Raw genomic sequence first — 21,555 nt, 5'->3', positions numbered from 1 at the left:
ACCTCCTAGGGGACTGCTACCAAGCGTAATAAAACATCGATGAAATCATCACTGTTTACCCCTTCCGCTTCCGCCTCAAAACTAAGGAGAATACGATGACGTAACACGTCATGCGCGATTACATGGATATCCTCCGGTGTGACGTAATCGCGGCCGGCAAGCCATGCATGGGCCTTGGCGCAGCGATCAAGTGCAATCGTCGCCCTGGGACTCGCACCAAAGCGCAGCCAACGGGTCAACTCGTCACTGTAAGCGGCGGGATTGCGGGTAGCGACCACCAATTGCACCAGATAATGCTCAAGGGCACTGCTGGTATGCACTTTTAACACTTGTTTGCGGGCTTCGAATAAGGCGCGCTGGGTTAAAGGCTCTATCGATTTAAATTGGCTGCCTTCCACACCCAAGGCTTCTTTTCTGGCTAACGACAAAATATCATGTTCAACTGCTGCGTCTGGATAGCCGATTTTGACGTACATCAAAAACCGGTCTAACTGCGCTTCCGGTAACGGATAAGTCCCTTCCTGCTCAATGGGGTTCTGAGTTGCCATCACCAAAAACAATTCCGGTAAGGGATAAGTCTTACCGCCAATGGTGGCCTGGCGCTCCGCCATCGCTTCCAGCAGGGCCGACTGCACTTTTGCCGGAGCCCGGTTAATCTCATCCGCGAGAATTAAATGATGGAAAATAGGGCCGGGCTGAAACACAAACGAACCGTCTTCCGGATGGAAGACATCCGTACCGGTTAAATCGCCTGGCAATAAATCGGGTGTAAACTGGATACGATGGAAACTGCCTTCAATCAAGGCAGATAGCTCTTTGACGGCCCGGGTTTTGGCCAGTCCGGGAGCCCCTTCAACCAACAGATGACCATCGGCCAGCAGCGCAATCAGCAACCGTGAGACCAGTGCCTTCTGCCCGAGAATGCGCTCATTTAAATGCGAACTGAGCTGCACTATTTGCTGTTGGATTGTTGTCTGTGATGATGTCACTTTCTCGTCAAGCTGCTCCATTCGTCCTACCCTGTGCAAAAGCTTAATCCTATCTTGAAAAGCAGGTTATGCCAAGCCGTCAGGCATGATAAAGCATTTTAAGCTGTGCGCTTAACTGACCATAACCGGATTCAATATTAATGTAATTTTTAGCACCCAGGTAATAAGACAACGAGCCATCGTCCTGGGCTTTTGGTGACTGCAGAGCCACATTGAATTTAAGATGTTTAAGACGCTCAAATTCTTTAGGCTGCGTCACAAAATAAAAATTGCGGTAATTGCTGTTCGGATGATAATTAATGGCTTTGGCATCCCCGGCCAGAGGATGCCTTGGAAAATATTCCCGAATCGAATAGTCCCTGTTGTTATGGACGGCAATCACTTTCCCCGACGGAATAAGGTGTTTAATCGTTGAAGCAAAACGGCTGACTTCCTGATGAGCAGCCAGTGAGTAATGCCCGTATTGCTGCAAGGTTTTTTTAATGCCCTGTTCAGTAAAAATCCGATTCGGGTCAAATTCATATTTAACCTTGTGCAGATGAAAAACAATATTGCGCTGGCCAGAATGCTTTAAGGTGATGAGGGTCCCGCCTTCTTTATTAACATAATACTGAGCGGCCATGAGCGCGGTGGTTTCATTTTCGTGCAAATGAACAAAGGTTTTTCCTTTACCTTGCTGTTTTACGATTTTAACCGGCGTATCCCCGAGTTTAACCGTGTGCACTTCGGTATGTATTAAGCCATTAATAACCATAAAGAGAAACACTAAACCGTTTAAAGTCATTGTCCTGGACATCCAGTGGAAAGGGATGCCATTCTACCGCATTTTGATAAAAAATTCACCAAAAACGCATCAAATGTCACGGTCAGTTTTTTAACACTATTCCCTTTCCTTTTCAAGTCCGCCACGTTTGCCAGTAAGTATAAAGCGCCTCAATATCGCTGGCACATAACCATTTCATTGCTTCTGACAACCGCGGTGGTGGCCAATCCCACCAGGCCATTTCCAGCAAGCGATGAATGTCGTGCTCATTAAAGCGCTTGCGGATAAGACGCGCTGGATTACCAGCAACGATGCTGTACGGTTCAACAGAACGGGTAACGACAGCACGGCTGCCTATTATAGCGCCATGACCAATGTGAATTCCGGGCATAATCATGGCTTCCGCGCCGATCCACACATCATGGCCAACTACCGTATCGCCGGCAGGAAGATAGCCATCGAGAGCGTCGGCAAACATAGCCTCACCCGTATAGAAAAAAGGAAATGTGCTGATCCAGTCCATGCGATGACCCTGATTACCTGCCATCATAAACGAGACACCCGTGCCGATAGAGCAAAAACTGCCGATGATGAGCTTGTCGACATGGGGCTCATCCGGCATTAAATAACGGGCACAGTCATCAAACGAATGTCCATGATAATAGCCTGAATAATAACTGTGCTGACCGACCAGGATATTGGGATTGGTAACCTGTTCACTTAAAGGAATGCCCTTAAATGGGCTTTCAAAATAGTTGTTGCTCATACAATACACCCTGCTGCCTGGACTTACGGCCCCATCTAGAAATTACATAATACATTCAACGACAGGTAATTAGCGCTGTAATCGGCGGCATTGATGCGCCGTATCGTCTGATTGAGGTAACCTGCCTCCGCTTTAATGTGTGGAGCCAGTTCTTTACCTATCCCTATAAAAAATCGGTTTTGATCAAACCCCTGGTTGTTGTTTCGATTAAAATCATTTAAGTGAACGAACACTTCATTGCTGACAATTGCACTGAATGCGGGCTGAATCGGCAACGGGATTTCCGCTTTAAAAAACTGCCTGAGGCGCCAGGCGACATGAATATTCTGCTGGATGAATCGTTGCTCCAGCCGTGTACGGCTGACTAAACGCACTGTATTGAATTTTCGGCTCCATAATAATTGCTGCCAGATACGGTTTTCATCAAATGAGGGGCTAGCGAATGGCAGCGTGGTGTAAATCCAGGCATAGCCTCCCCAGATACTGGTGGTTGGCGTTAATGCATAGCCTAGACCAGGCCGCAGCAAGACTTGCGATAGCCGTGACACATCCTCGCCAAAACGCGGTTGCGCTTCAAGCCAGTATTTTATTTTTGGCGTTTTTGAACTGAGCGGGCCATTAAGGGTTACATTAGTCCACACCTGCATGTCCTGAGTGGGGAGAGCCGCCGGTACCTGCCCGGCCAGCAAACCCAGAGCCAGGCCACTGATTATTCTGACAGCATGATGCAGTAATTTGCCCAATTTCAAACCTGATCCTCTCTGAAAAAACATCCACTATAATACGTTACCACGCAGATGTTAATGTTTCACATGGGAAGAAATGGGCATCACGTTCTTCGAAAGGGATGTCAAATTATCCTTGTTTAATTTATCAATGGCTTTTTCAAAATCGTCAATCAAACTGCCGCCCGGTAAACTTTCAAACGTGTACCGGTTTGGGGGTGTTTTGCTCAACACTTTGCAGGCCTCTTCGTGGGATTTATAGGTGAAATCCAGTTCCTCATCATCGAGTTGGAAAGGATCCTGATGCAGGAAAATATTCCGGGCCTTCATCATGTTGTGAATCATGACTTTTAAATGCAATTGCTGCACTTGCTGCAGGGTTTGCCATTCTGCATCGGATGAGGCTGCCGCTGTCTTTTTTTCATTAGCTTTGGCAGCAGTCTGACTCTTGGGTTTAAACGGCGTGGGGGGTTTGCGGGCTAAACTCCCGGGCTGCAAAACCTGTTTTTGAGAAAAATGCTTAAACCAGGCAGTGTGAATTGAACGCATAAACAGTAAAGTCACGATGGGCAGACAGCAAAACAAAGTAGCCCAGAAGGCTTTTGAGCGGGTTTTTTCTTTTTCCTGGTTTGCCAGCAGGGTAATCAATTGCTCCGCGTTGGCTTCAAATTCCAGAAAGCGCGATTTCTCGATGGGATTGGCTAAAAACAGTTTGTCAAAGGTTAAATTAATCAACGAATGAATTTCCTGCGGCTTAATGTACTGTTTAATATCATCAATTGTTTCTTTTAAACTGACTTCAATGTTTTCTTCATCCCCCGGATGGGTATTTTCGAGAATAAAATAACTGTGAAATTTCTGCTGCAATTGAAAATAGCGGCTCACCAGGGCTGTCTTTTGATAGATGTCCATTTTAGCCTCACAATTGACTAAAATATAAACACATTTGAATTATAGCTCATCGTCCGAATGCTCTGCAAATACCGCAAGGGTAACCGGTGTCTATCTATATCACAACCCGCATCAGGCTTACCTGATGCGGATGACGAGGGGCTAATCGTTGCTGAATTCAATCACTGTTATGTGCAGCCTGTTTTTAGACGTATTCACATCCTGGTGCGGCGCCTTTCCCTGGGCTTTATTGAGAAAAACCGGTTGGTTCTTCTTAAACTCAATGATCTCGGTTTTGCCGGATTGATAAATCACTTTAAGCACACCATTTTCTGCGGGGATTGCAACTCTTGCATGCTCATGCGTATGAAAAGGCAATCGTTGATTGGGACAAATGGTTGACCGCCATACTTTGGTTTCACCGTTTTCAAGCAACATTTCACGCCGGGTTTCGCAGGGAGCCGCGAATGCAGCTGCAGTGATCAGTAAAAAAAGAAAACCCGTTAATTTTATCATACCAACCTCCATCTTCATTAAATGAACCAGTTAACGGCTACCGTGTAGGCAGTAAATTTAGCCGCATGCGGACCCGTTACTGAAAACCAAACGCCGCCAATAATGCCAACATTCGCGTTAAAATTGTACTCGAGCGCCGGAGCCAAAGAGGCGTTATTACCGCCTGGCCCACCGACTGACGCACCCGGGGTGAAGCCCGGGTTGCCATTGAAACTGGACGAAGAGCTATTGTTATACAGGGTTTCAAACACCGCCACCCAATGTTGGGTCAGTGTGTATTCAAAGGCAAGATCAGCGGCATAATTATCTCCTGGCTTCACCGAACCCGACGTGCCAACACTGCCGCCAAAGACATTGAGGCCCTCCACAGTGACATCGCTTGGCATGGTCACTGTCAAGTTAAGGCGCGTACGCAGATAATGCTCGTTGGGTAAACGGGATAAGCGTTGCAGGGTTAAGGCAAGCGAGGTTTGATAGGAGCCTGAGCCGGTTTGATCCGTGCCGCGTTTTTCAGGATGAAGATTCTCAAAGCGGCCAGTGGGAAACACTTCCTGGATGATTAGACGCGCATCGGGCCGCCATGAATTGTCCTGCTGCCTCAATAATTGAATGCCTAAACCGAGGCTATAATCCCCGATCCCGCTGCCGTGTTGTCCACGCGCCCAACTGTAGTCAATCGGCAAGGATGTCTGCAAATCCATAAACTCGTTAATCCCGGCACTGATAATGGGCATGGCTTCAATGTTTTTGAAGTCCTGAGGATAAACCGTGTAAAAACCGTAGGGTTCAATATTAAAATGGCCTGGGGGAATGGTTTTCCCTGAAGGCGCCAAAAGCGGGCCTGTCATCCAGGGGCCAGCCAGAGCCATATGCATGAACAGCCATAAGCCCAGAATCCTTGCATACATCATCGGCGATCCTTGCAAAATTCAGAGTTTAAACTGTTTTTTAGAAAAAAACAGAGCCATTAACAACCCATTCTTTCCCTAAAGAAAGCGACATGGGTCAACTTTAACCATTGCAAGATCATCGATTTCCTGTTTTGGGTTCGATATCAAAGCAATACCCGGGTACTTATTTTTCAGCCAATTCATCGTTGAATCCCAGGCATTATTAATACATTCCTGAACAAGAGCATCATCAGCAAAAAGCTTAAAAAAACTGCTGTAATTGCCAGCCTTGCTACCAAAGGCTTTGTATTGAGGTAATAATCCAAGACGCACATGGGGTATCGTTAAAACTTCATGAATACTATGCAATCCACCGCCGGTAATAAAAGCCGCAATGGCGAGCAAATAATAATGACGCTGCGACTCATCCGTTAAATTGCCCAGAAAAATCATCGCGCCGCAGAGCAACGACGTCATCCCGGAAGGCCCTGCCACATAAGGAATACCCTGTTCTATTAACGATTGAACATATTTGGAATCCAAATCAGCGTCCTGACAAATACAATCAGGCATCCATGACGCATCCCGCACGGGAAATATTTTTCTATCGTCCGTGTCTATACATATTCCCATCCTGGTTGAGTTAATCGGATGAAACTCTCCACGGCCTCGATCAGTGTATAAATGGGGAGCATTTTGGGTGTAATTCCAGAAAAATAGACGTGGGTCCACTGCTTCAGAGGCATCATTCAAATAATTTTTGAAATCCCCCCCATAAGTCAGGTAGCTCCCCGGGTAAGTTTTCATTTTAAATTGCACAAACGCATCACGCATAAACATAAACTGTATTAATAAAACCTGCGCCAGGTCGTCTTGCCTTAATAAGACTTTGATGACTTGTTCAAGCGAGGGACGCGTCTTAAAACGTGCGAAGGCTAATGCCAGATTAGGGATGTCGCTATCCTCTGGATCAGGACCCAAATCAGTTAAAAATTGGGTGTAATCTTCATCTTTTCCATATTTGCTGAGGAGAGACACGATGAATTGGCTAACTTTATTCACACTGGCCCAAACTTTCTGATTAGGCTTTTCCAGCAGATTGACTGCCAGATGGGACTCAAAAAGGCGTTGTAAACGACAATCCAGAGCCTTTTCACTGATTTCCCTGTTACTGAAATAATTCTGAAATTCCTTTGAATCCAGATGCCCCAGTACCTCATTAAGAAAGCTAAATAACGTCACTGAAAGCTTTTCTGCGTACGAGGCTAAATACTGTTGCAGAATAAATTTTAAAACAGCAAATTCCTGTTCATGATTGAAGAATAATTCCCTAACCTCTTTGATTAGACCATTGCAAGCAATCTTATCATTAATCGGAATGGAATTAGCAGCATAGCCGGCTAATTTACTCACTAACAAAGCATAGACGTTGCTACGGTCAGGATACGGAAGTTTTTTCAGGTCGTCGAAGAAAGTCATGATAAATTGGGCGCATTAAAAGCAACAATTATATTTTTTTTACATAAAAAGGGGAAGTCTGCTAAGCTTGGCATAATATTTCTCCCCTATAATTGCCATATGAATTCATCATATTAATCGTTAATTATGCTATTTAAATCCAAAACCGAAGCCTACACCGTTGCCATCATGGAATTGATGCGTTTAAAAAATGGAATCGCGGATAATAAAAAGTTAACTGATCGTATTGATCGTGCCATTGCTCAAATTAAAAGCGCCATTGCAAATCATGAACAAAATCCTCAACAAGTCATAGCAATCTTAGAGAAATTCGCAGACGTCCCGAACATTGCGGCGTTAATTATAGATATTAAGGCGGCCACTTTTCAGCAAAGCCCGCAAGAAAAATTTGAAAATCCCCTTGGGCGTCGCCTGGAGTCCGAAGTACCCGTGCTCCTCCTGAAAAGCCCAACCCCTGCGATTAGGAACGCCGTGGGTCGCGTATCAGCCGAGCTGATAAAACTGATTAAGGAGCGTGAAAAGGAGCTCGACGATCTCGATGTATTACGTCAGGGTAACAATATTGCTATTGCGCTTGGCGCCTTCCCCAATAATGAAGAACTCACGCCTGAAAAGATTATAAAAATACTGGCTGATAATAAACCAGAAGATTTTCTCCGCATTATGTTTATTCATTTTAAATATGCTCAGTGCATTACCCGCGGCGTTTCCATTACCACGGCCCCTGCTCGGGTACCTGTAGGTAAATTAAGAAACATTGTCAGCGATCTCTACGAAAAACCGCTAGATCAAGAAAGCAGGAGCGCCGAGGACGCACGATTGATTAAATTTTTTACGGAAGGGATCCGGGGGACCTGGGAAGGAAGACGGTATCGTGGTTATATTGCCGATGATTTGTTTTATGGAAGTCCTCTTTATACGGCTAAAGGGAATCGTGGCCGCTCAGGACCAATCAATACAAGAACCCACAACCAATTGGGCCTGATGCTAAATGGCCAAGAGGAACATGCTTCAGGATTCCCAACCGAACAGGGTAGCTGGATTCCGGATTGCAAAGAACAGCGGCCAGACCTTCATTCCCCATATGTCCTTGATCTCATTGAAAACGATGCCATTTATGTGGCTGGTCCCTCTGGAATGACCAGTTTGCTTCTCGGGCAAATGGAATTTCTGGCAAATCTGAATGATGTTGATCTTAAAAAGAATTATCTGGCTGCAGTGGTAGCCTATATTGTCGGCGGCGGATTCCACAGCCTGCATGAAGTGATCGGTCCCGCTCAATACGCCCTGGAACTGGTTCCAGGTTATCAGGTTTGCCCTCCTGAACCGCATAAAATCAGTAAAGCGCCTAATTTTCAACAATTTTTTGATCAACAGGCCAGCATTGACCCTGATTTTAATGCCCTTCATGATCAAGCATGGGAACAATACCTTCGTTACTTTAATACCACCTATGCTCCAAAACATCTGCCCGATTATAAGCCTGTACAATGGCCGAAGCAGGGTGTGAAAGATCAATCGGATAACGGCAAAATGGAGGTAACCGCGGACAAGACGGTACTCCAGGAGATTAAAGCAACATCCCACCAGGTTAAACCGAAACCCGAGGAAATTAAACCAACACTCGAGGAGATTGAACCGGATGAAAAAACACCGCTTTTGTCAGGCCAGAATAAATCTAATCCGGTCTCATCCGAATTAATTGCCTCCACTCAAGGCTTGCTTAAAAACTATATCGATTCACGCGCCAATAAGAAAAAAGAGGGGTATGAATTGAATTTCATTAGCAGGAATTTCCGAGACCAAGCCCTGACGAATGAAAAAGTAAAAATTGCGACTACATTACTTAACGATTTAAATCATGTAACATCGTATCCTGACCTTCAGGAGAAAATTTCAAAGGCCTTCAATGAAAATCAGATGGCCGAGAAGCGCCGGGGTAAAACGTATGGCTGCTTTACCAAAAGCGGCTTGGGTCGTTGTCTTCATAACATTGAAGGCTTAATCGATGAAGCCCAATATATTCAACGTAACTCAATGAGTAATTCCTAGGAGAACCCATGTTTAATGTAAATAATCCACATGCTGGGAAAGACAGAATCCTTTTGGAATTAGAAAAAAACAATCCTCGCGTGACCGACGCTATTTTCGACTTATTTCCGTTTACGGCTGCGGATGAGGCACGGTTGATTAAGGTTATTAAGCATAATACCCATCTTGAGAGCTTGAGTTTATTAGGCTGTCGTTTAACACTGGCCGGCACAGAAGCCATTATGGATGCCGTAATGGGTAACCCTCATCTTAAATACGTTGCGATTGAAGTCTTTATGGACAGTCCACCCTACTTGCATACGAAGAAGAGCGCCATGGACAACCACTTAAAAAACAATGCCAATGCCCCAGCTCCCGGCTAACAGAATGGTATACGGTCATTAACCACGCGAGTCTATTCAAAAAATTTGTGTCCAGTCCCTGATAAACGTATGCTAATTCCATTCTCCTTAAAAAGAGCAGATATGGTCATTATCCATTTTAATAACGAATCAGGACTACAAACTGAACCATTAACGTCAAGTAATCATCATCTCCTTCAGCAAGCAGTATGGCTTGATTTAATGAATTTAACCGTCGAAGAAGAGCGGCTTCTCGAAGATTTTTTCCAAATTAATATCCCTACCAAAACCGAAGTCGAAGAAATAGAGTTATCGAGTCGCCTTTATGCAGAAAACGGTACCTTGTTTATGACAGCCACGATGGTTGCCAAATCTGAATCACCGGAAGTGCAAACCGATGTGGTGACGTTTATTTTAAACGAGCGGATTCTGATGACCCTGCGCTATGGCGAATTGTATGCATTCAGTTTATTCAAATCACGGTTGCCGCAATACAACAAACCCACAGCCCCCGTTTTACTGATTGGCCTTTTTGAAGCAGCTGTTGACCGCCTCGCTGATATTCTTGAAAAAATCAGCCATGCGTTTGATAAAACATCCGCCCTGATTTTCCGTCAAACCGAGCGGATAGGCAGCGGCGAAGAAATCACGTATAAACAGATCATCGCCATGATTGGCGCCCATGGGGATTTAGGCACCAAAGTCCGGGAAAGTCTGATGTCGTTTACCCGACTGATTTCTTTTTTAAGTCAGGCCGAAAACATCAAACTATCAGGCGACATGAAATCGATCCTGGCGACTATCGGAAAAGACGTGAACTCGTTAAGCGATTATTCCGCCTTTCTCTCAACCAAATTTAATTTCCTGCACGATGCCACCCTGGGCATGATTACGCTTGAACAAAATAACATCATTAAGAGTTTTACTGTGGCGGCTGTCCTTTTTCTTCCCCCAACACTTATCGCGAGCATTTACGGCATGAACTTCAGACATATTCCAGAACTGGACTGGTATATCGGTTATCCGTTAGCCATTCTGTTGATGGTCTTTTCAGCCTGGCTGCCCTTCTTTTATTTCAAACGGAAAAAGTGGCTATGAGGGTTTCCTGCCCTCCAAATGAATGACCCTGTCAGCCATTTTTATGGTTTCCGGCCGGTGAGCGATCACCACCTGGGTCATCGCCAGGTGTTTAAGCGACTGGTTTATCTTTTGTTCGTTTTCAATGTCCAGATGACTGGTTGCTTCATCGAGAAATAGAATTTTGGGTTGTTTGTACAAGGCTCTGGCCAGAAGAATGCGTTGCTTTTGCCCACCGGAAAGCGTAGACCCCATATCGCCGACCAAGGTCTCATAACCCATGGGAAATTGCTCAATTTCGTCATGGATACAGGCCAGTTTGGCCGATTCATGTACGCGCGCCAAATCAATTTCCTCATCGAAAAAAGCAATATTATTGAGAATGGATCCACTGAGTAATACATCATCCTGCATGACGGATGCAGAGATTCGCCTTAAGTTGTGGATACCAAACGCCTGCAAGGGTTTCCCGTCAATGAAGATTTCGCCTTCCGTTTTGTTTAAAAGCCCCATGGCCACCTTCAGCAGTGTCGATTTGCCGCATCCGGATGCACCGGTAATGACTACCTTTTCTCCCGCTTTAATGTCAAAGCTAAGCCGGCTTATCACATCCTCCCCTTGCGGGTTATACCGAAAACTAACCGCTTGCATACGCAATGCCCCCTGAATGGGTTGTTTATGTTCTCCACTGCCAAGGTTTAGTTCTTCTGGTTCCTGAAACACAATATCGCTCAAGCGATGGAGTTGGATGGTGATGAGTCTGTAATCAAATAAGCTCTGAATAAAGCTGGACGCTTTATTGACCAACGACAAGCGGTAAGCCAGAAAGGCTATGAGCATCCCCAGTGAAAACTGGTTAGCCAACACCAGCGATGCACCCACGCATACGACAATGATCTGTTCAATATGGAAGAGGAATTGATTGACAACACGGTACATGACATTCATGCGTGCAATGCGAATATCCGCGTTCAGCGAAGCAATGAATGCGTTTCTCCAGGTATTAAATTGGGTTTGTTCTTTTAAAAACGCTTTAATCGGTAAAATGCCATGCAGGGTTTCAAGAAAAGCCGATGACGCTTTTGCGTGCTGGGCAATGGATGTATCGGTTTGCTTTTTTAAAAAATGATAACTGGCCTGGCGAATGAGCACGTACAGCGATAAAGCCATCAGCACAATGCAGGTTAACTGAATACTGTAAAGCGCCATGACCGTCAGATTAACGGCAATCATCAGACCGTCAAAAAGAGTACTGATAAAATCGGTACTGATCTTTTTTTGGATTTCATCAATGGATTGAAACCTTGATTGAACATCGCCCTTATGCCTTTTCTCAAAAAATTCCAACGGCAATTTGAGAATATGCTGTACAATATTCGACGAGAACTGTTCGGTCAGGTGATTACTGACATAAATCACCACATGGCCGCGGATGTATTCGATAAACGTCTGGATAAGAACCAAAAGAGCAAACCCAAGCGCAATAAAGTATAAATTATAAGCATTATGGGTACTGATAATATGGTCCGTCACACATTGCATAAACAAGGGATTAATCAGACTGAATAGTTCGATGAGCGCTGAAAACAGAATGAGTAAGGTAATGAATTTTTTTACGCCGCGGACTGACGAGGCAAGGTGGGTCAGCGTCAGCGATTGATTATTTCTGATTGCCTTAAAATCATCTGCTTTTTCAATTTCCAACGCGATCCCGGTAAAGTATCTCGACACCTCTTCCATTGTGCACTTCCTCATACCACTCGCCGGGTCATGGATAAGCACATCCCCTTTTTTAACCTGTTTTAATACGACGAAATGGTTTAAGTCCCAATGCAAAATAGCAGGACACTGAACCAAATGGAGTTCCTGAAGCGACACGCGCAACGCTCGGGCTCTAAACCCAAGATCTGTCAGTAATCGATTCATATCCAATAAGGTTATCCCCCGACTGGAGGGGTTGGATAGCGCCCTTAATGCAGGCAGATTCAAGTCATGGCCGTGATAATTACTGACCATCGCCACACAGGCATGACCGCATTCAGCGGTTTCATTCTGGAGAATAACCGGAAGACTTTGGCGTCCCCGCCATTTAAAATTGATTTGCGTTGCACTCATGAATTTAACTTTCCATAAAACGGTCAATCGGTTCCCAAATCCATTGCCAGACTTTCCTGCGGGTCCCTGTCATCACGGCCGAAAAAGTCATCCCCTGCTGTAAGGCCTTTTGCCGACCATAAATCATCACAACCTGGCTCGCCAATTTAGCCCTAACCCTGTAATACGGTTTACGTGTTGTCCATGGGTTGGTATCGGCGTGGGCAAAGCTAATCACTGGCTCGATGTCTTTGATGACGGCCGAATAAGTGCCAAACCGCTCATACGGGTATGCATCGTAATGAAGCCTAATCGGCTCATTCCTGGTCATAAACCCTGCGTCCTTAACAGGGACCTGAATTTCAGCAATTAAATCCGCATCATCCGGGATAATTTTTACCAGCTCGGCAGAAGGGTCCACCTGCTGACCGACCTGGTAATGAATAGACGTCAGCATGCCATTAATCGGCGCCCGAATGGTGTAGGCATTCATTTTTTGATGCTGAATTCGTTCAATTTCCAGTTGGTTTCGTTTATTCATTAATTCATGGAGGTGGTCTTTTTTATTGTTGTACACTTCGGCTGAGATAAATTTATCGGCAAGCAATGGCTTAAGAACAGATAACTCATTTTTTAGACGATCGATGTCTTGATTAAGCCGGTGTTTTTGATGGTTTAAGCGACTAAAAATTTGATGTTGGCGGGATGCGTTAGACTGGGAGGTGTCTATCTTAAATAACACATCCCCTTGTCTGACGTGGTGATGATTTCTTACCCGACTTTCCACAATCAGCCCGCTTTTATCAGGGTGAATCTGAATAATACCCCTGGAGTAATCCAAATACCCATTAACCCGGTATTTCTCTGAGTATTCTGCGAAAGTCATGAACAGGATAATCAGGCTAGAAATAATTACCAGGCCAAAGGACTGAGCATAATAATGAAAGGGGATATTAATAGACACCGGACCAAGATTTTTAGTTTTTCTGAAATCGAGGACTTCCTGCCTGAATAATTGACTCATGGGCATATCCAAATCGACGTTCTTATCATGGCCTAAACGGAGTCAGCCCATGCTCGCCATGCTTCAAGATCGGTATCGCTGTAGGTTTTACCGCTGACTTTTTTCAAAATCTGATAGGCTGGCTCATGATTATTGGGTTGTTTTAATGCTAAAAGCGCCAACAAGGATTCTTTCCCCTTTTTAATTATCTCTTGTTGATTACCATCACAAACCTGCAGCAGAACCAACAAGGATTTGTTTCTATCCGTGTCATAAGGCGATGACAGCAAGTGAAGGAAGGGGTTGATGTTGAAATGAGCGGGCTTGTATTTCATCAGCGTTGTCCCGATGACACGCACGGCATTATTTCGCATTTCACTGTCGTTATCCAACACATGCGGAACCAATACATCAATTATTTCCTGCGGATTATCAAAATGCCCGACTAAAAACACAGCCGCGGCTCGTCTTTCCGGATCCGGATCGGTATTCAGGGTATCGATAATCAAGGGTTTCTGGGCAGCAACGCCCTCTTTAAATTGCTTATAAAACGGTTTTAATTTTGGATGTTCAAAACCCCAGGTACAGTGATATAAGGGGCAATTCAGTTTTTCAGGATCCAGTTGATCATTCAAAAATAATTGAATGCCGAGTCGGTTATACCGCTCCATCTCATGGATGAGATCATTTTTATTACTGTGCACTACAGGCTTATGATCATCAATAAATTTAAGGCGATAAGTCTCATCGTTACGAATCACTTCAATTGTGATATAGACTGAGTCGCTCGAATAGTTGACGGTCGATAAATCGACATAGGCATAACCGTAGTCTTTTTTTATTTTATTAATCAGCGCCCTTTTCCGCTCACCCGCTTCTTTGAGTTTTTCAGGGTGGTCTTGTAATTCATCATTTAATAAAAACTGATGTAATGATGCCTCCAGGGCCAGTATCGGCCCACTGTATTTTTTAAGAACATGATCCGCGCGTCGCCCTTCATCGCCAAACAGATCGATTGTCGTTTTAGCTGATAGAACCATGGGAAAAATAACACAAAAAACACAAAATAATTTACGCATGTTGTCTTTGTCCTTGGTTAGTTTTAAACGTGTTGAGCTCGACATGCTGCTTCATGTTTCTCCCCATCCATTCGTTGGCCTCAGCTTCATAGTCGCTAACCCAATGCCTGGGCTCCTGACCAAGCGGATGAAAATGAGGGGATCGATTCGTGAGGAACTGAACAAATCGATCCAGCATGGGGAATGCGGGGTTTAAATCTTCAATCCATAAAAATTGCCCCTGCTCATTCACTTCGAGAAAAACATACTGATCATCCGTCGAAACAATTAAATCAATGCAGCCAAATACCAGCCCCATTTTTTTCATAAAATGCCTGAGCTTGTTTTCCATTTCAGCCGGCAATGCATAAGGCTCAACCGTCAATTGACCATCAGGTATGGCACGCCAGTCGATACGTCCGTCCTCATGTTGCTGAGAGTTTAATCTGGCCGCAACCAGGTAATCTCCAAAACAAGTAACACGCAACTCGTATTTCTTTTTGATTTCTTTCTGGAAAAGCCCCGGTGCCAACTGCAGCAATTTATTCGTGGGTAAATCCAGGAAAGCCACTTTGGTGGTGTACGCAATTTTAAGCGCCCGTTCCTCAAACCAGACATTGGAACAGAGCGGCTTGTAGACTACCCCCTGATCTTCATGTTTTAACAGGAAATACCTGATATCTTTCGGATCGTTTGAGCAAAGCGTGGACGGGATAGTCAGACCACACTGCACAGCCAATTTCAATTGTAACAGTTTAGAATTGGCTCTCAGAGCCGACTCTTTGCTGTTAATCCACCAGGCTTTGGGTGCCAGGTTGTTGGTGATGGATTCATGGAAAAGAATATTCTCACGCAAAACAAACGGATAATCGTCAGGATGGACAGCCTCCCTAGGTACAAACGGCTTGCGGGCGCGACGCCACCAGACCACATCATAATAATTGTCGCGCAGGCATTGTTCGGCATCCGTACTTTTCCACTCGTAACTGACATTATCAATGTAAACCGAGTTTTTCTGTTTGGTCGGTAAATCCGCCGTAAAGAGCAAGCGGACTTCATGCCCCGTTTTTTCCAATGCCAATCTAACACACAGCGCATGACTGTCGTCAGGCTCCGTCACAATTAAACACTTCATGTAAAATCCCTGTCGCTTTCGCACTGGGGTCTCTTACAAAACCCCAGTCCTGTTAGATTACCAATCAACGCTTACGTCATAAGCCACATCGGCTGACGGCCCTGTCCCCCCGGTCACACGAATTGTGTGTCTTGTGGTGTAGTTAGCCCCACCTCCAGCCACTTCCATCATTTCTTTTTCTGATAATGGCTTTGCCATTGAATAAGCCAGGACTCGCTCGTTGTTTTTTTCCATAAAATTACTCCTAATTGTTGAAGAAGCCTGGCACTATTCCATTGCTGCCAGGCAGTTGATACCCGAGATTAAGTGTTAGTCTGCAACGCTCCTCATGAGCCCTGCCTGCCTTGATTACTCTCAGGTGGCGATATGATGGGAGACATTCGACATTTAGTAAACGAGTAACAATTACCCTTTTAAAAAGACAAGTTGTAACAGGGCAAATCAGCGCGGCAGTTCCAAACACCGCCGCACCAGAAAAACAAGGCTTAAGGATTAGCCGCTGGCAGGGAATTGACGACAGGGTTCATCCAATCAAACAGCCATTTTAAAATCCAGGCCACGGCGATAAGGCTTACTCCTATCGTGACGATGGAAGCGGGCGATACAAGAGGTTTACGGATTTGCATGGTACATAAATCATCATAAATAGTCGTCATGGCCTCATACACATCCCGTGCCTCGTTTAAAACCTCGTCATAGTCAACGGGTGAAAGCAACAGATTGGCATCCAGATGCACTACCATATCCTCGTACAGCCCCATCAAGGAACCTTTCTTTTCCGGCAATAAGGGAAATGCGGCTGAGAAATCATATTGGTGCGTTGAAATCTGATAGGTGGTCAATTCATTACTAGGCTTAATGTATTTGCTAAGAATGATATTCCCACCATGCATAAAACCCGCGACATGGACCATGAAATGGGTTAGCAATGCCAGTGGCGACGCGTTTTCAATTTTTCCAAGATACTTCACCGTTGCAGGGGCGACTTCACTCGCCATGATTTCTTCTGGATTGATACCTAATTGCCGCAAATCTTTTTCTATGCCCGAGGTACGCCAAAGCTCCCCGAGGTAGGATAAAGAAAAAAACGCACTGATTGATTGCGCCTTTTCCTCGGGCAGCGTTGCTAATTGCTTTTCCAACGCGTCAATAATCAGATAATGTTGAATCAAGCGAGAAGCATAGACCGCTTTGGGTATCGCTTTGTCTTTAAAAAGATAGTCCTTTTTAAAGCGGTGATGCTCCGCCCGGGCATGCACCTCTGTCAGGGCGCCGCTGGGCTTTCCATTCTTATAGGTTGCCGCCAACAGGGCGGCAGTAAATGTTGGCATGATAACAATCCCTAGCCGTTTACAGGAGCATTAGTTTAGCCTGAGCAGTAATTTATATTCAATTTGTAAACACGTTAAAACAACAGCAGAATTCTGCCAATCTCTGGCATAATGACGCCTGCGAGGCTATTTCAGGACAGGACATGGATTTAACCGCGTTGCAAAAATCAGGACTTGTTTGGGGATTTAACGCCCTGATGCTGGCTGTTCTTTTACCGCTTTTTATCCCGTTCACACCCATCATGCCGGGATTAACCATCGATGCGTCCTGGGCCTTGGCGCTTAATCAGGCGGTGTCGCAGGGTTTAGCTTTTGGCCGAGACATTGTATTTACCTTAGGCCCTTATTCAGCCATTTATACCAAAGCCTATCATCCCGATACGGCTTATCTCATGTATGGCGGGTGCCTTTGCCTGGCGTTAAGTTACGGCCTGTTACTGATCGGGTTAATGAAGGATACCGCCTGGCGATGGCGGTGGGCATTGATTGTGTTGTTTCTGGTCATGATTTATTCCCGTGATGCCTTACTGCTGTCTTACCCCCTGCTTCTGGGTTTATCTCTATTCAAGTGTCATCTGCCTCATCCTTCGCGCACGCTGCTGGTGCTGACAACCGCCCCCTTGGGTTTACTGGTTCTTGTCAAGGGCACCCTGTTGCTGTTAACCCTGCTTATCCTGTTCACCGCCAGTCTGTATTTGTTTTTAAAAAAACAAAAACAATCCCTTCTAATCCTTTGGCTTGCCTTTCTTCTGGCCTTATGCCTGTGTTGGCTCCTGGCCAATCAGTCACTGACCGTCTTACCGCCTTATCTAGGGAGTTCCATCGATATGGCCCTGAACTACAGCGAGGCCATGGCGTCCAGTGGAAATGGTTGGGAAGTCCTGGCCTTTTTAGTCAGCTCCATGCTGTTATTGATCCTCATGGTCAAACACTCTGACTTGCAAGGTATCGACAAGTTTTTTTTAACCACGGTATTGGCCTTGTTTTTATTTTGCGCATTTAAGGCTGGCTTCGTCCGGCATTTCGGCCATTCCATCATCGCCGCCACAGCTATCCTGATGGCGGCTTTTTTTCTGCCTACCGTGATAAAATCCTCACGCCTCTTCCCCATGATGCTGTTGGCCATATTAGTCTGGTACTATATTTTGACCGGTTTTATTCCGTACTCTCCCCTGACCTATTTAAAGGTCACTGGCAGCAATGTCCTCACAGCCCTAAAAATGGACATGAACGACCGGCACTGGCGAGAGACAGATTTTTATTTGTTAAAGGATTACCTGGCTAATCTTGTCAAATTTCCACCCCTGCCGGGACGAAGTGATATTTATTCGTTCGAACAGAACCTCTTGATTGCTTCCAAAGCCCATTGGGCACCGCGGCCAGTTTTTCAAAGTTATTCGGTTTTTTCTAACGCCATGGCCATTCGAAATGCCATTCATCTGGCAGAAAAAGCACCGGACATGATTGTGTTTAAAATAGAACCCATTGATGAACGGCTGCCTTCCCTAGAAGACGGTGCCTCCTGGCCTGCCTTGCTCACGGCCTATTATCCTGTTGATTTGGTGAAGGATTTTTTAATTTTAAAAAAACAGCGACAGCCTGCAAAACCACAACCGTTCACAGTCACGGAAACTCATACGCTGGGAGAAACCATCACCCTGCCGCCGAGTAAATCCCGTGTATTTGTGGCTATGGAAATCAAAACCAATTGGCTCGGGCATTTACTTACTTGGCTGTACAAACCATCCGCGCTAGGCATTGAAGTGACGTTAACGGATGGGCAAAGAAAACATTATCGCCTGATTGCTGGCATGGCAAAATCCGGATTTCTGCTGTCTCCCCTTATTGAAAACAGCAAGGAATTTGCTTTGCTCTTTGGTGAGGGCACCGCTTTGTCGTCAAAGCGGGTTAAATCGCTCAGGGTCAACGCCCACGATAACGGGCTGCAATGGCAACCACAATACCTGTTGCATTATCGCTATTTTTAAGACGCGGCAATCCGTTGTTTCACCCGGCTGACAAAGCTTGGGCCGGGATCAGTTTTATCGGTTTGATAGTTGGGATCTTTTTCCAGCCACAAGGCAGTATTTTTATAATTCAAATACTCATTGTGGCCAATCACATGCTTGATTTCAGGGTATTTGTCTTTCAGGTAACAAACAAGAAAGGCATTGGCACGAACCTGCTCTTCGGTTAAATCGTCTTTCCCGTCGACTCCGCCGACATTTTCAATGCCGATGGCATAATGGTTTAAACCAATCGTGTGTCGGGCCATCCAGTTTTCAGGCATCAATTGATAAATACGGCCGTCTTTGTCCACCAAAAAATGACTGGACACGTTTAAATCACCGGGTAACTCCTCCCGCCGGGGTGAGTTTTTGGGTAAGGCAGACGGGTTAAACAGGCGAAAAACAATGTCCATGGTCGGCAGCATCGTCCAATGCAGTACGATCATTTTAGGCTCAATCAGGATGGAATCGGAATCAATGCCGTAATGGCTTCGTTGATAATCGCGCGTCAACGCCTTGCGCTCGTTATCAAACTGGATGGGCTTTTGAATAATGGGCTTAAGTTCATGACAGGAAAAGGCAAATGCCTGGGTACAAAGCAGCAGGAGAGCAGCATGGAGCGGCACGGTTATTTTCATAGACAGGATAGCAGCCATAGCGAATGAAAAAACAGGCTAGCAAAGCACAGGCTTTCTTGTAAAGCCCTGACGTGGCAAATGCTATACTTAAAATGTCCGGCCTGGGTAGTTAGGGAAAAAAAGTGCGTCATGCGTTGACCAGGATGAATTTTTTGCATGTGAAAGAACGGCACTTGGCTTGTCAGGTCAAACAATTACCCCAAAACATTCAAACCTATATGCCTGCGTCTGACACGCCAAGATTACTGGATGGGTGCGAACCCCTCGCAGAAAACATCCATGAAGTCATTCTGCACCCGCTCAAACATCATGATAACCTTCCGGCTAACCGGAACTCTTTTTATTATGCCCCCATCAGCCGTCTCACTATCCGCCCTAAAAACCATTCAACGGCGAGCCTCCTTGATCTCAACCTGTATCATGTCCGTTGCCAGCAATTTTCTGACATGCATTACTATTTCCTTATCACTCCCGAACAAACCGTGGCCGCATACGCGCATTTTACCGTTCTTGATCAGGCAGACTGTCTGGTGTCTGCTTATGGAGACGCGCCTGTCATTGCCTTAAATGTCATTGAATCCCGGATGCAAGGGCATTATTCGCTTGGCACTATCCTGATTCAGGCCATTTTTGAGCAAAGCCAGGCATTAGGCTGCGAAGGGCGCATTTGTCTTTATTCGGCGCGCAAGTCGGGACGATTTTATTTCAAGCTGGGATTCATGCCGCTTCAGGAAACCATTTTTGATCAATTGCTTTTTGAAAACCAACAGGACATCGATGGCGATCTCATGTTTTTAAGCCCCAGCGCTATCAAGGCCTGGGCTGAACGGACCCAGCAGTGCCCCCTGTTCAACCGCAGCAACGCAGATTAACAGGGCCTTCCTTTCGGCGAGGCCATTCTGACTCGTTCATCTTTTCAATGGCTTTTGGTAAAGCAGGATGGATTTTGAAATGATGCGGTCGTGTAATTTGTTATCGTACGACTGGTAATTAACGCCAAAGGGCTCTAATTCGGACGTATCAAAATGAGTGGGCACCCGCAAAATAACCTGATTCGAATAGGACAAGGCAAAATCGAGTATTTTTTTGCCATGCGGCTCAAAATGCTCTAACAAAAAACGATCCAGGGACCGGTATCGCGGCCACCCCCAGGGTGGATCAACCAACAGAGCATCCGCGCTGTATGCGGGGGCCACTTTAAAAAAATCACCGTGTACAAAAGTAATGGCTTCCTCAACCCCATAAATACGAGCATTATGCCTCGCCATAGCGAGTCGCTGGGCATTCAATTCAATGGCGATGACTTTCTTGCCCAGGCGTGCTAATGCAATCGCCGCCCCACCCACACCACAAAATCCATCGAGGACACAATCTGCTGCGTGAATGATGCGCGCCTGGGCGAGAGCGGCCTCTTCGGGCATGACTGTATGCAAGCCTTCGGCATCAAGCTGAATACCCTCATCGAAGCGATGAAAAAAATCATATCGCCTGTCCCAGTAGAGTTGAAGTTTGGGACCAAAGGGGCAGGGGGAACTCATTATCGTCATCCTTATACTGTTACTGACACAACAATTAGCCTATATGGCCTGATAAATAATCTTTAGACCTCGTGCTGAGCCTAATATACAGCATTAATTCGAATCAAAATAATTTGGATTCCGCGCTAAAGTGCGAAAAGTGGATAATTTGAATTGGTCCGTAGAATGCTTTTGTCCTGAACGAATATCCAGGGCTAACGCACCTGATTTTTAAAACGCTGTAAGAAAAAGATCAAGTGGGTGTAAGAAAAAGATCAGGG

Annotated in this window: 21 protein-coding genes; 5 read left to right on the top strand and 16 right to left on the bottom strand. The window is 45.4% G+C overall.

Going from position 1 to position 21,555, the window contains the following annotated elements; genetic code table 11:
• Positions 1-5: 5 nt before the first annotated feature.
• The 8 genes from Lery_RS00940 to Lery_RS00905 all read right to left on the bottom strand — a co-directional run bounded on the left by Lery_RS00940 (position 6) and on the right by Lery_RS00905 (position 6,953).
• Entirely contained in the window at positions 6-1,010 is a 1,005-nt protein-coding gene (locus tag Lery_RS00940; RefSeq protein ID WP_058525374.1) for an AAA family ATPase, read from the bottom strand.
• A gap of 58 nt (positions 1,011-1,068) precedes the next feature.
• Positions 1,069-1,743 (bottom strand): hypothetical protein, encoded by a 675-nt coding sequence (locus tag Lery_RS00935; RefSeq protein WP_058525401.1) that lies wholly within the window; start codon positions 1,741-1,743, stop codon positions 1,069-1,071.
• Positions 1,744-1,885: 142 nt separating this feature from the next.
• Complete coding sequence (catB, locus tag Lery_RS00930) at positions 1,886-2,518, bottom strand: type B chloramphenicol O-acetyltransferase (protein ID WP_058525373.1); 633 nt, start codon at positions 2,516-2,518, stop codon at positions 1,886-1,888.
• 35 nt (positions 2,519-2,553) lie between these two features.
• Positions 2,554-3,267, bottom strand: a complete 714-nt coding sequence (locus Lery_RS00925) for a DUF2490 domain-containing protein (protein WP_237759118.1) — start codon at positions 3,265-3,267, stop codon at positions 2,554-2,556.
• A gap of 51 nt (positions 3,268-3,318) precedes the next feature.
• Positions 3,319-4,155, bottom strand: coding sequence for a hypothetical protein (locus Lery_RS00920; RefSeq protein WP_058525372.1), 837 nt, complete (start codon positions 4,153-4,155; stop codon positions 3,319-3,321).
• Between the two features lie 141 nt (positions 4,156-4,296).
• A complete protein-coding gene (locus Lery_RS00915) occupies positions 4,297-4,650 on the bottom strand; it encodes a cupin domain-containing protein (protein WP_058525371.1) in 354 nt (117 codons plus the stop codon).
• 17 nt (positions 4,651-4,667) lie between these two features.
• Positions 4,668-5,561 (bottom strand): transporter, encoded by an 894-nt coding sequence (locus Lery_RS00910; protein WP_058525370.1) that lies wholly within the window; start codon positions 5,559-5,561, stop codon positions 4,668-4,670.
• 75 nt (positions 5,562-5,636) lie between these two features.
• Positions 5,637-6,953 carry a hypothetical protein gene (locus Lery_RS00905; protein WP_131751090.1) on the bottom strand — a complete coding sequence of 439 codons (1,317 nt, stop codon included), beginning with the start codon at positions 6,951-6,953 and terminating at the stop codon, positions 5,637-5,639.
• Positions 6,954-7,145: 192 nt separating this feature from the next.
• On the opposite strand from Lery_RS00905, the gene Lery_RS00900 reads away from it, so the two are divergent.
• The 3 genes from Lery_RS00900 to Lery_RS00890 all read left to right on the top strand — a co-directional run bounded on the left by Lery_RS00900 (position 7,146) and on the right by Lery_RS00890 (position 10,510).
• Positions 7,146-9,071, top strand: a complete 1,926-nt coding sequence (locus Lery_RS00900) for a hypothetical protein (RefSeq protein ID WP_058525368.1) — start codon at positions 7,146-7,148, stop codon at positions 9,069-9,071.
• A gap of 8 nt (positions 9,072-9,079) precedes the next feature.
• On the top strand, positions 9,080-9,433 hold the full coding sequence (locus Lery_RS00895; RefSeq protein ID WP_058525367.1) for a hypothetical protein: 354 nt from the start codon (positions 9,080-9,082) through the stop codon (positions 9,431-9,433).
• Positions 9,434-9,535: 102 nt separating this feature from the next.
• A complete protein-coding gene (locus tag Lery_RS00890; RefSeq protein ID WP_058525366.1) occupies positions 9,536-10,510 on the top strand; it encodes a magnesium transporter CorA family protein in 975 nt (324 codons plus the stop codon).
• Here the strand turns inward: Lery_RS00890 and Lery_RS00885 are convergent.
• From Lery_RS00885 to Lery_RS00865, 6 genes are all read right to left on the bottom strand, one after another.
• Positions 10,505-12,604: a peptidase domain-containing ABC transporter gene (locus Lery_RS00885; RefSeq protein WP_058525365.1), complete on the bottom strand. Its 2,100-nt coding sequence runs from the start codon at positions 12,602-12,604 to the stop codon at positions 10,505-10,507. The genes Lery_RS00890 and Lery_RS00885 overlap by 6 nt on opposite strands.
• A 4-nt stretch (positions 12,605-12,608) precedes the next feature.
• Positions 12,609-13,607: an HlyD family secretion protein gene (locus tag Lery_RS00880; RefSeq protein ID WP_058525364.1), complete on the bottom strand. Its 999-nt coding sequence runs from the start codon at positions 13,605-13,607 to the stop codon at positions 12,609-12,611.
• A gap of 32 nt (positions 13,608-13,639) precedes the next feature.
• On the bottom strand, positions 13,640-14,665 hold the full coding sequence (locus Lery_RS00875) for a HEAT repeat domain-containing protein (RefSeq protein ID WP_058525363.1): 1,026 nt from the start codon (positions 14,663-14,665) through the stop codon (positions 13,640-13,642).
• Positions 14,658-15,779 carry an MvdC/MvdD family ATP grasp protein gene (locus Lery_RS00870; RefSeq protein WP_058525362.1) on the bottom strand — a complete coding sequence of 374 codons (1,122 nt, stop codon included), beginning with the start codon at positions 15,777-15,779 and terminating at the stop codon, positions 14,658-14,660. The genes Lery_RS00875 and Lery_RS00870 overlap by 8 nt, the downstream gene beginning before the upstream one ends.
• 57 nt (positions 15,780-15,836) lie before the next feature.
• A complete protein-coding gene (locus Lery_RS15180) occupies positions 15,837-16,013 on the bottom strand; it encodes a hypothetical protein (protein WP_156412465.1) in 177 nt (58 codons plus the stop codon).
• Positions 16,014-16,264: 251 nt separating this feature from the next.
• Positions 16,265-17,110 (bottom strand): biliverdin-producing heme oxygenase, encoded by an 846-nt coding sequence (locus tag Lery_RS00865; protein WP_058525361.1) that lies wholly within the window; start codon positions 17,108-17,110, stop codon positions 16,265-16,267.
• Positions 17,111-17,253: 143 nt separating this feature from the next.
• On the opposite strand from Lery_RS00865, the gene Lery_RS00860 reads away from it, so the two are divergent.
• Positions 17,254-19,098: a hypothetical protein gene (locus Lery_RS00860; RefSeq protein ID WP_058525360.1), complete on the top strand. Its 1,845-nt coding sequence runs from the start codon at positions 17,254-17,256 to the stop codon at positions 19,096-19,098.
• Here the strand turns inward: Lery_RS00860 and Lery_RS00855 are convergent.
• The gene (locus Lery_RS00855) at positions 19,095-19,757 is read right to left on the bottom strand and encodes an N-acetylmuramoyl-L-alanine amidase (protein WP_058525359.1); all 663 of its coding nucleotides are present in this window, start codon (positions 19,755-19,757) and stop codon (positions 19,095-19,097) included. The two genes, Lery_RS00860 and Lery_RS00855, sit on opposite strands and share 4 nt — an antisense overlap.
• 122 nt (positions 19,758-19,879) lie before the next feature.
• On the opposite strand from Lery_RS00855, the gene Lery_RS00850 reads away from it, so the two are divergent.
• Positions 19,880-20,629, top strand: coding sequence for a GNAT family N-acetyltransferase (locus Lery_RS00850; protein WP_156412464.1), 750 nt, complete (start codon positions 19,880-19,882; stop codon positions 20,627-20,629).
• Between the two features lie 36 nt (positions 20,630-20,665).
• On the opposite strand, the gene Lery_RS00845 is transcribed toward Lery_RS00850, so the two are convergent.
• Complete coding sequence (locus tag Lery_RS00845; protein ID WP_058525357.1) at positions 20,666-21,295, bottom strand: methyltransferase domain-containing protein; 630 nt, start codon at positions 21,293-21,295, stop codon at positions 20,666-20,668.
• Between the last annotated feature and the right edge of the window lie 260 nt (positions 21,296-21,555).

It is taken from the genome of Legionella erythra (genome assembly GCF_001467615.1).
Taxonomy (GTDB): domain Bacteria; phylum Pseudomonadota; class Gammaproteobacteria; order Legionellales; family Legionellaceae; genus Legionella_C; species Legionella_C erythra.
This window is presented reverse-complemented; position numbering and strand designations above follow the sequence as displayed.

Excerpts from the sequence above, each read along its gene's own strand:
- Lery_RS00940 (WP_058525374.1), bottom strand. The coding sequence starts at position 1,010 with ATGGAGCAGCTTGACGAGAAAGTGACATCATCACAGACAACAATCCAA.
- Lery_RS00935 (WP_058525401.1), bottom strand. The coding sequence starts at position 1,743 with ATGGTTATTAATGGCTTAATACATACCGAAGTGCACACGGTTAAACTC.
- catB (WP_058525373.1), bottom strand. The coding sequence starts at position 2,518 with ATGAGCAACAACTATTTTGAAAGCCCATTTAAGGGCATTCCTTTAAGT.
- Lery_RS00920 (WP_058525372.1), bottom strand. The coding sequence starts at position 4,155 with ATGGACATCTATCAAAAGACAGCCCTGGTGAGCCGCTATTTTCAATTG.
- Lery_RS00915 (WP_058525371.1), bottom strand. The coding sequence starts at position 4,650 with ATGATAAAATTAACGGGTTTTCTTTTTTTACTGATCACTGCAGCTGCA.
- Lery_RS00910 (WP_058525370.1), bottom strand. The coding sequence starts at position 5,561 with ATGATGTATGCAAGGATTCTGGGCTTATGGCTGTTCATGCATATGGCT.
- Lery_RS00900 (WP_058525368.1), top strand. The coding sequence starts at position 7,146 with ATGCTATTTAAATCCAAAACCGAAGCCTACACCGTTGCCATCATGGAA.
- Lery_RS00895 (WP_058525367.1), top strand. The coding sequence starts at position 9,080 with ATGTTTAATGTAAATAATCCACATGCTGGGAAAGACAGAATCCTTTTG.
- Lery_RS00890 (WP_058525366.1), top strand. The coding sequence starts at position 9,536 with ATGGTCATTATCCATTTTAATAACGAATCAGGACTACAAACTGAACCA.
- Lery_RS00885 (WP_058525365.1), bottom strand. The coding sequence starts at position 12,604 with ATGAGTGCAACGCAAATCAATTTTAAATGGCGGGGACGCCAAAGTCTT.
- Lery_RS00880 (WP_058525364.1), bottom strand. The coding sequence starts at position 13,607 with ATGAGTCAATTATTCAGGCAGGAAGTCCTCGATTTCAGAAAAACTAAA.
- Lery_RS00875 (WP_058525363.1), bottom strand. The coding sequence starts at position 14,665 with ATGCGTAAATTATTTTGTGTTTTTTGTGTTATTTTTCCCATGGTTCTA.
- Lery_RS00870 (WP_058525362.1), bottom strand. The coding sequence starts at position 15,779 with ATGAAGTGTTTAATTGTGACGGAGCCTGACGACAGTCATGCGCTGTGT.
- Lery_RS15180 (WP_156412465.1), bottom strand. The coding sequence starts at position 16,013 with ATGGAAAAAAACAACGAGCGAGTCCTGGCTTATTCAATGGCAAAGCCA.
- Lery_RS00865 (WP_058525361.1), bottom strand. The coding sequence starts at position 17,110 with ATGCCAACATTTACTGCCGCCCTGTTGGCGGCAACCTATAAGAATGGA.
- Lery_RS00860 (WP_058525360.1), top strand. The coding sequence starts at position 17,254 with ATGGATTTAACCGCGTTGCAAAAATCAGGACTTGTTTGGGGATTTAAC.
- Lery_RS00855 (WP_058525359.1), bottom strand. The coding sequence starts at position 19,757 with ATGAAAATAACCGTGCCGCTCCATGCTGCTCTCCTGCTGCTTTGTACC.
- Lery_RS00845 (WP_058525357.1), bottom strand. The coding sequence starts at position 21,295 with ATGAGTTCCCCCTGCCCCTTTGGTCCCAAACTTCAACTCTACTGGGAC.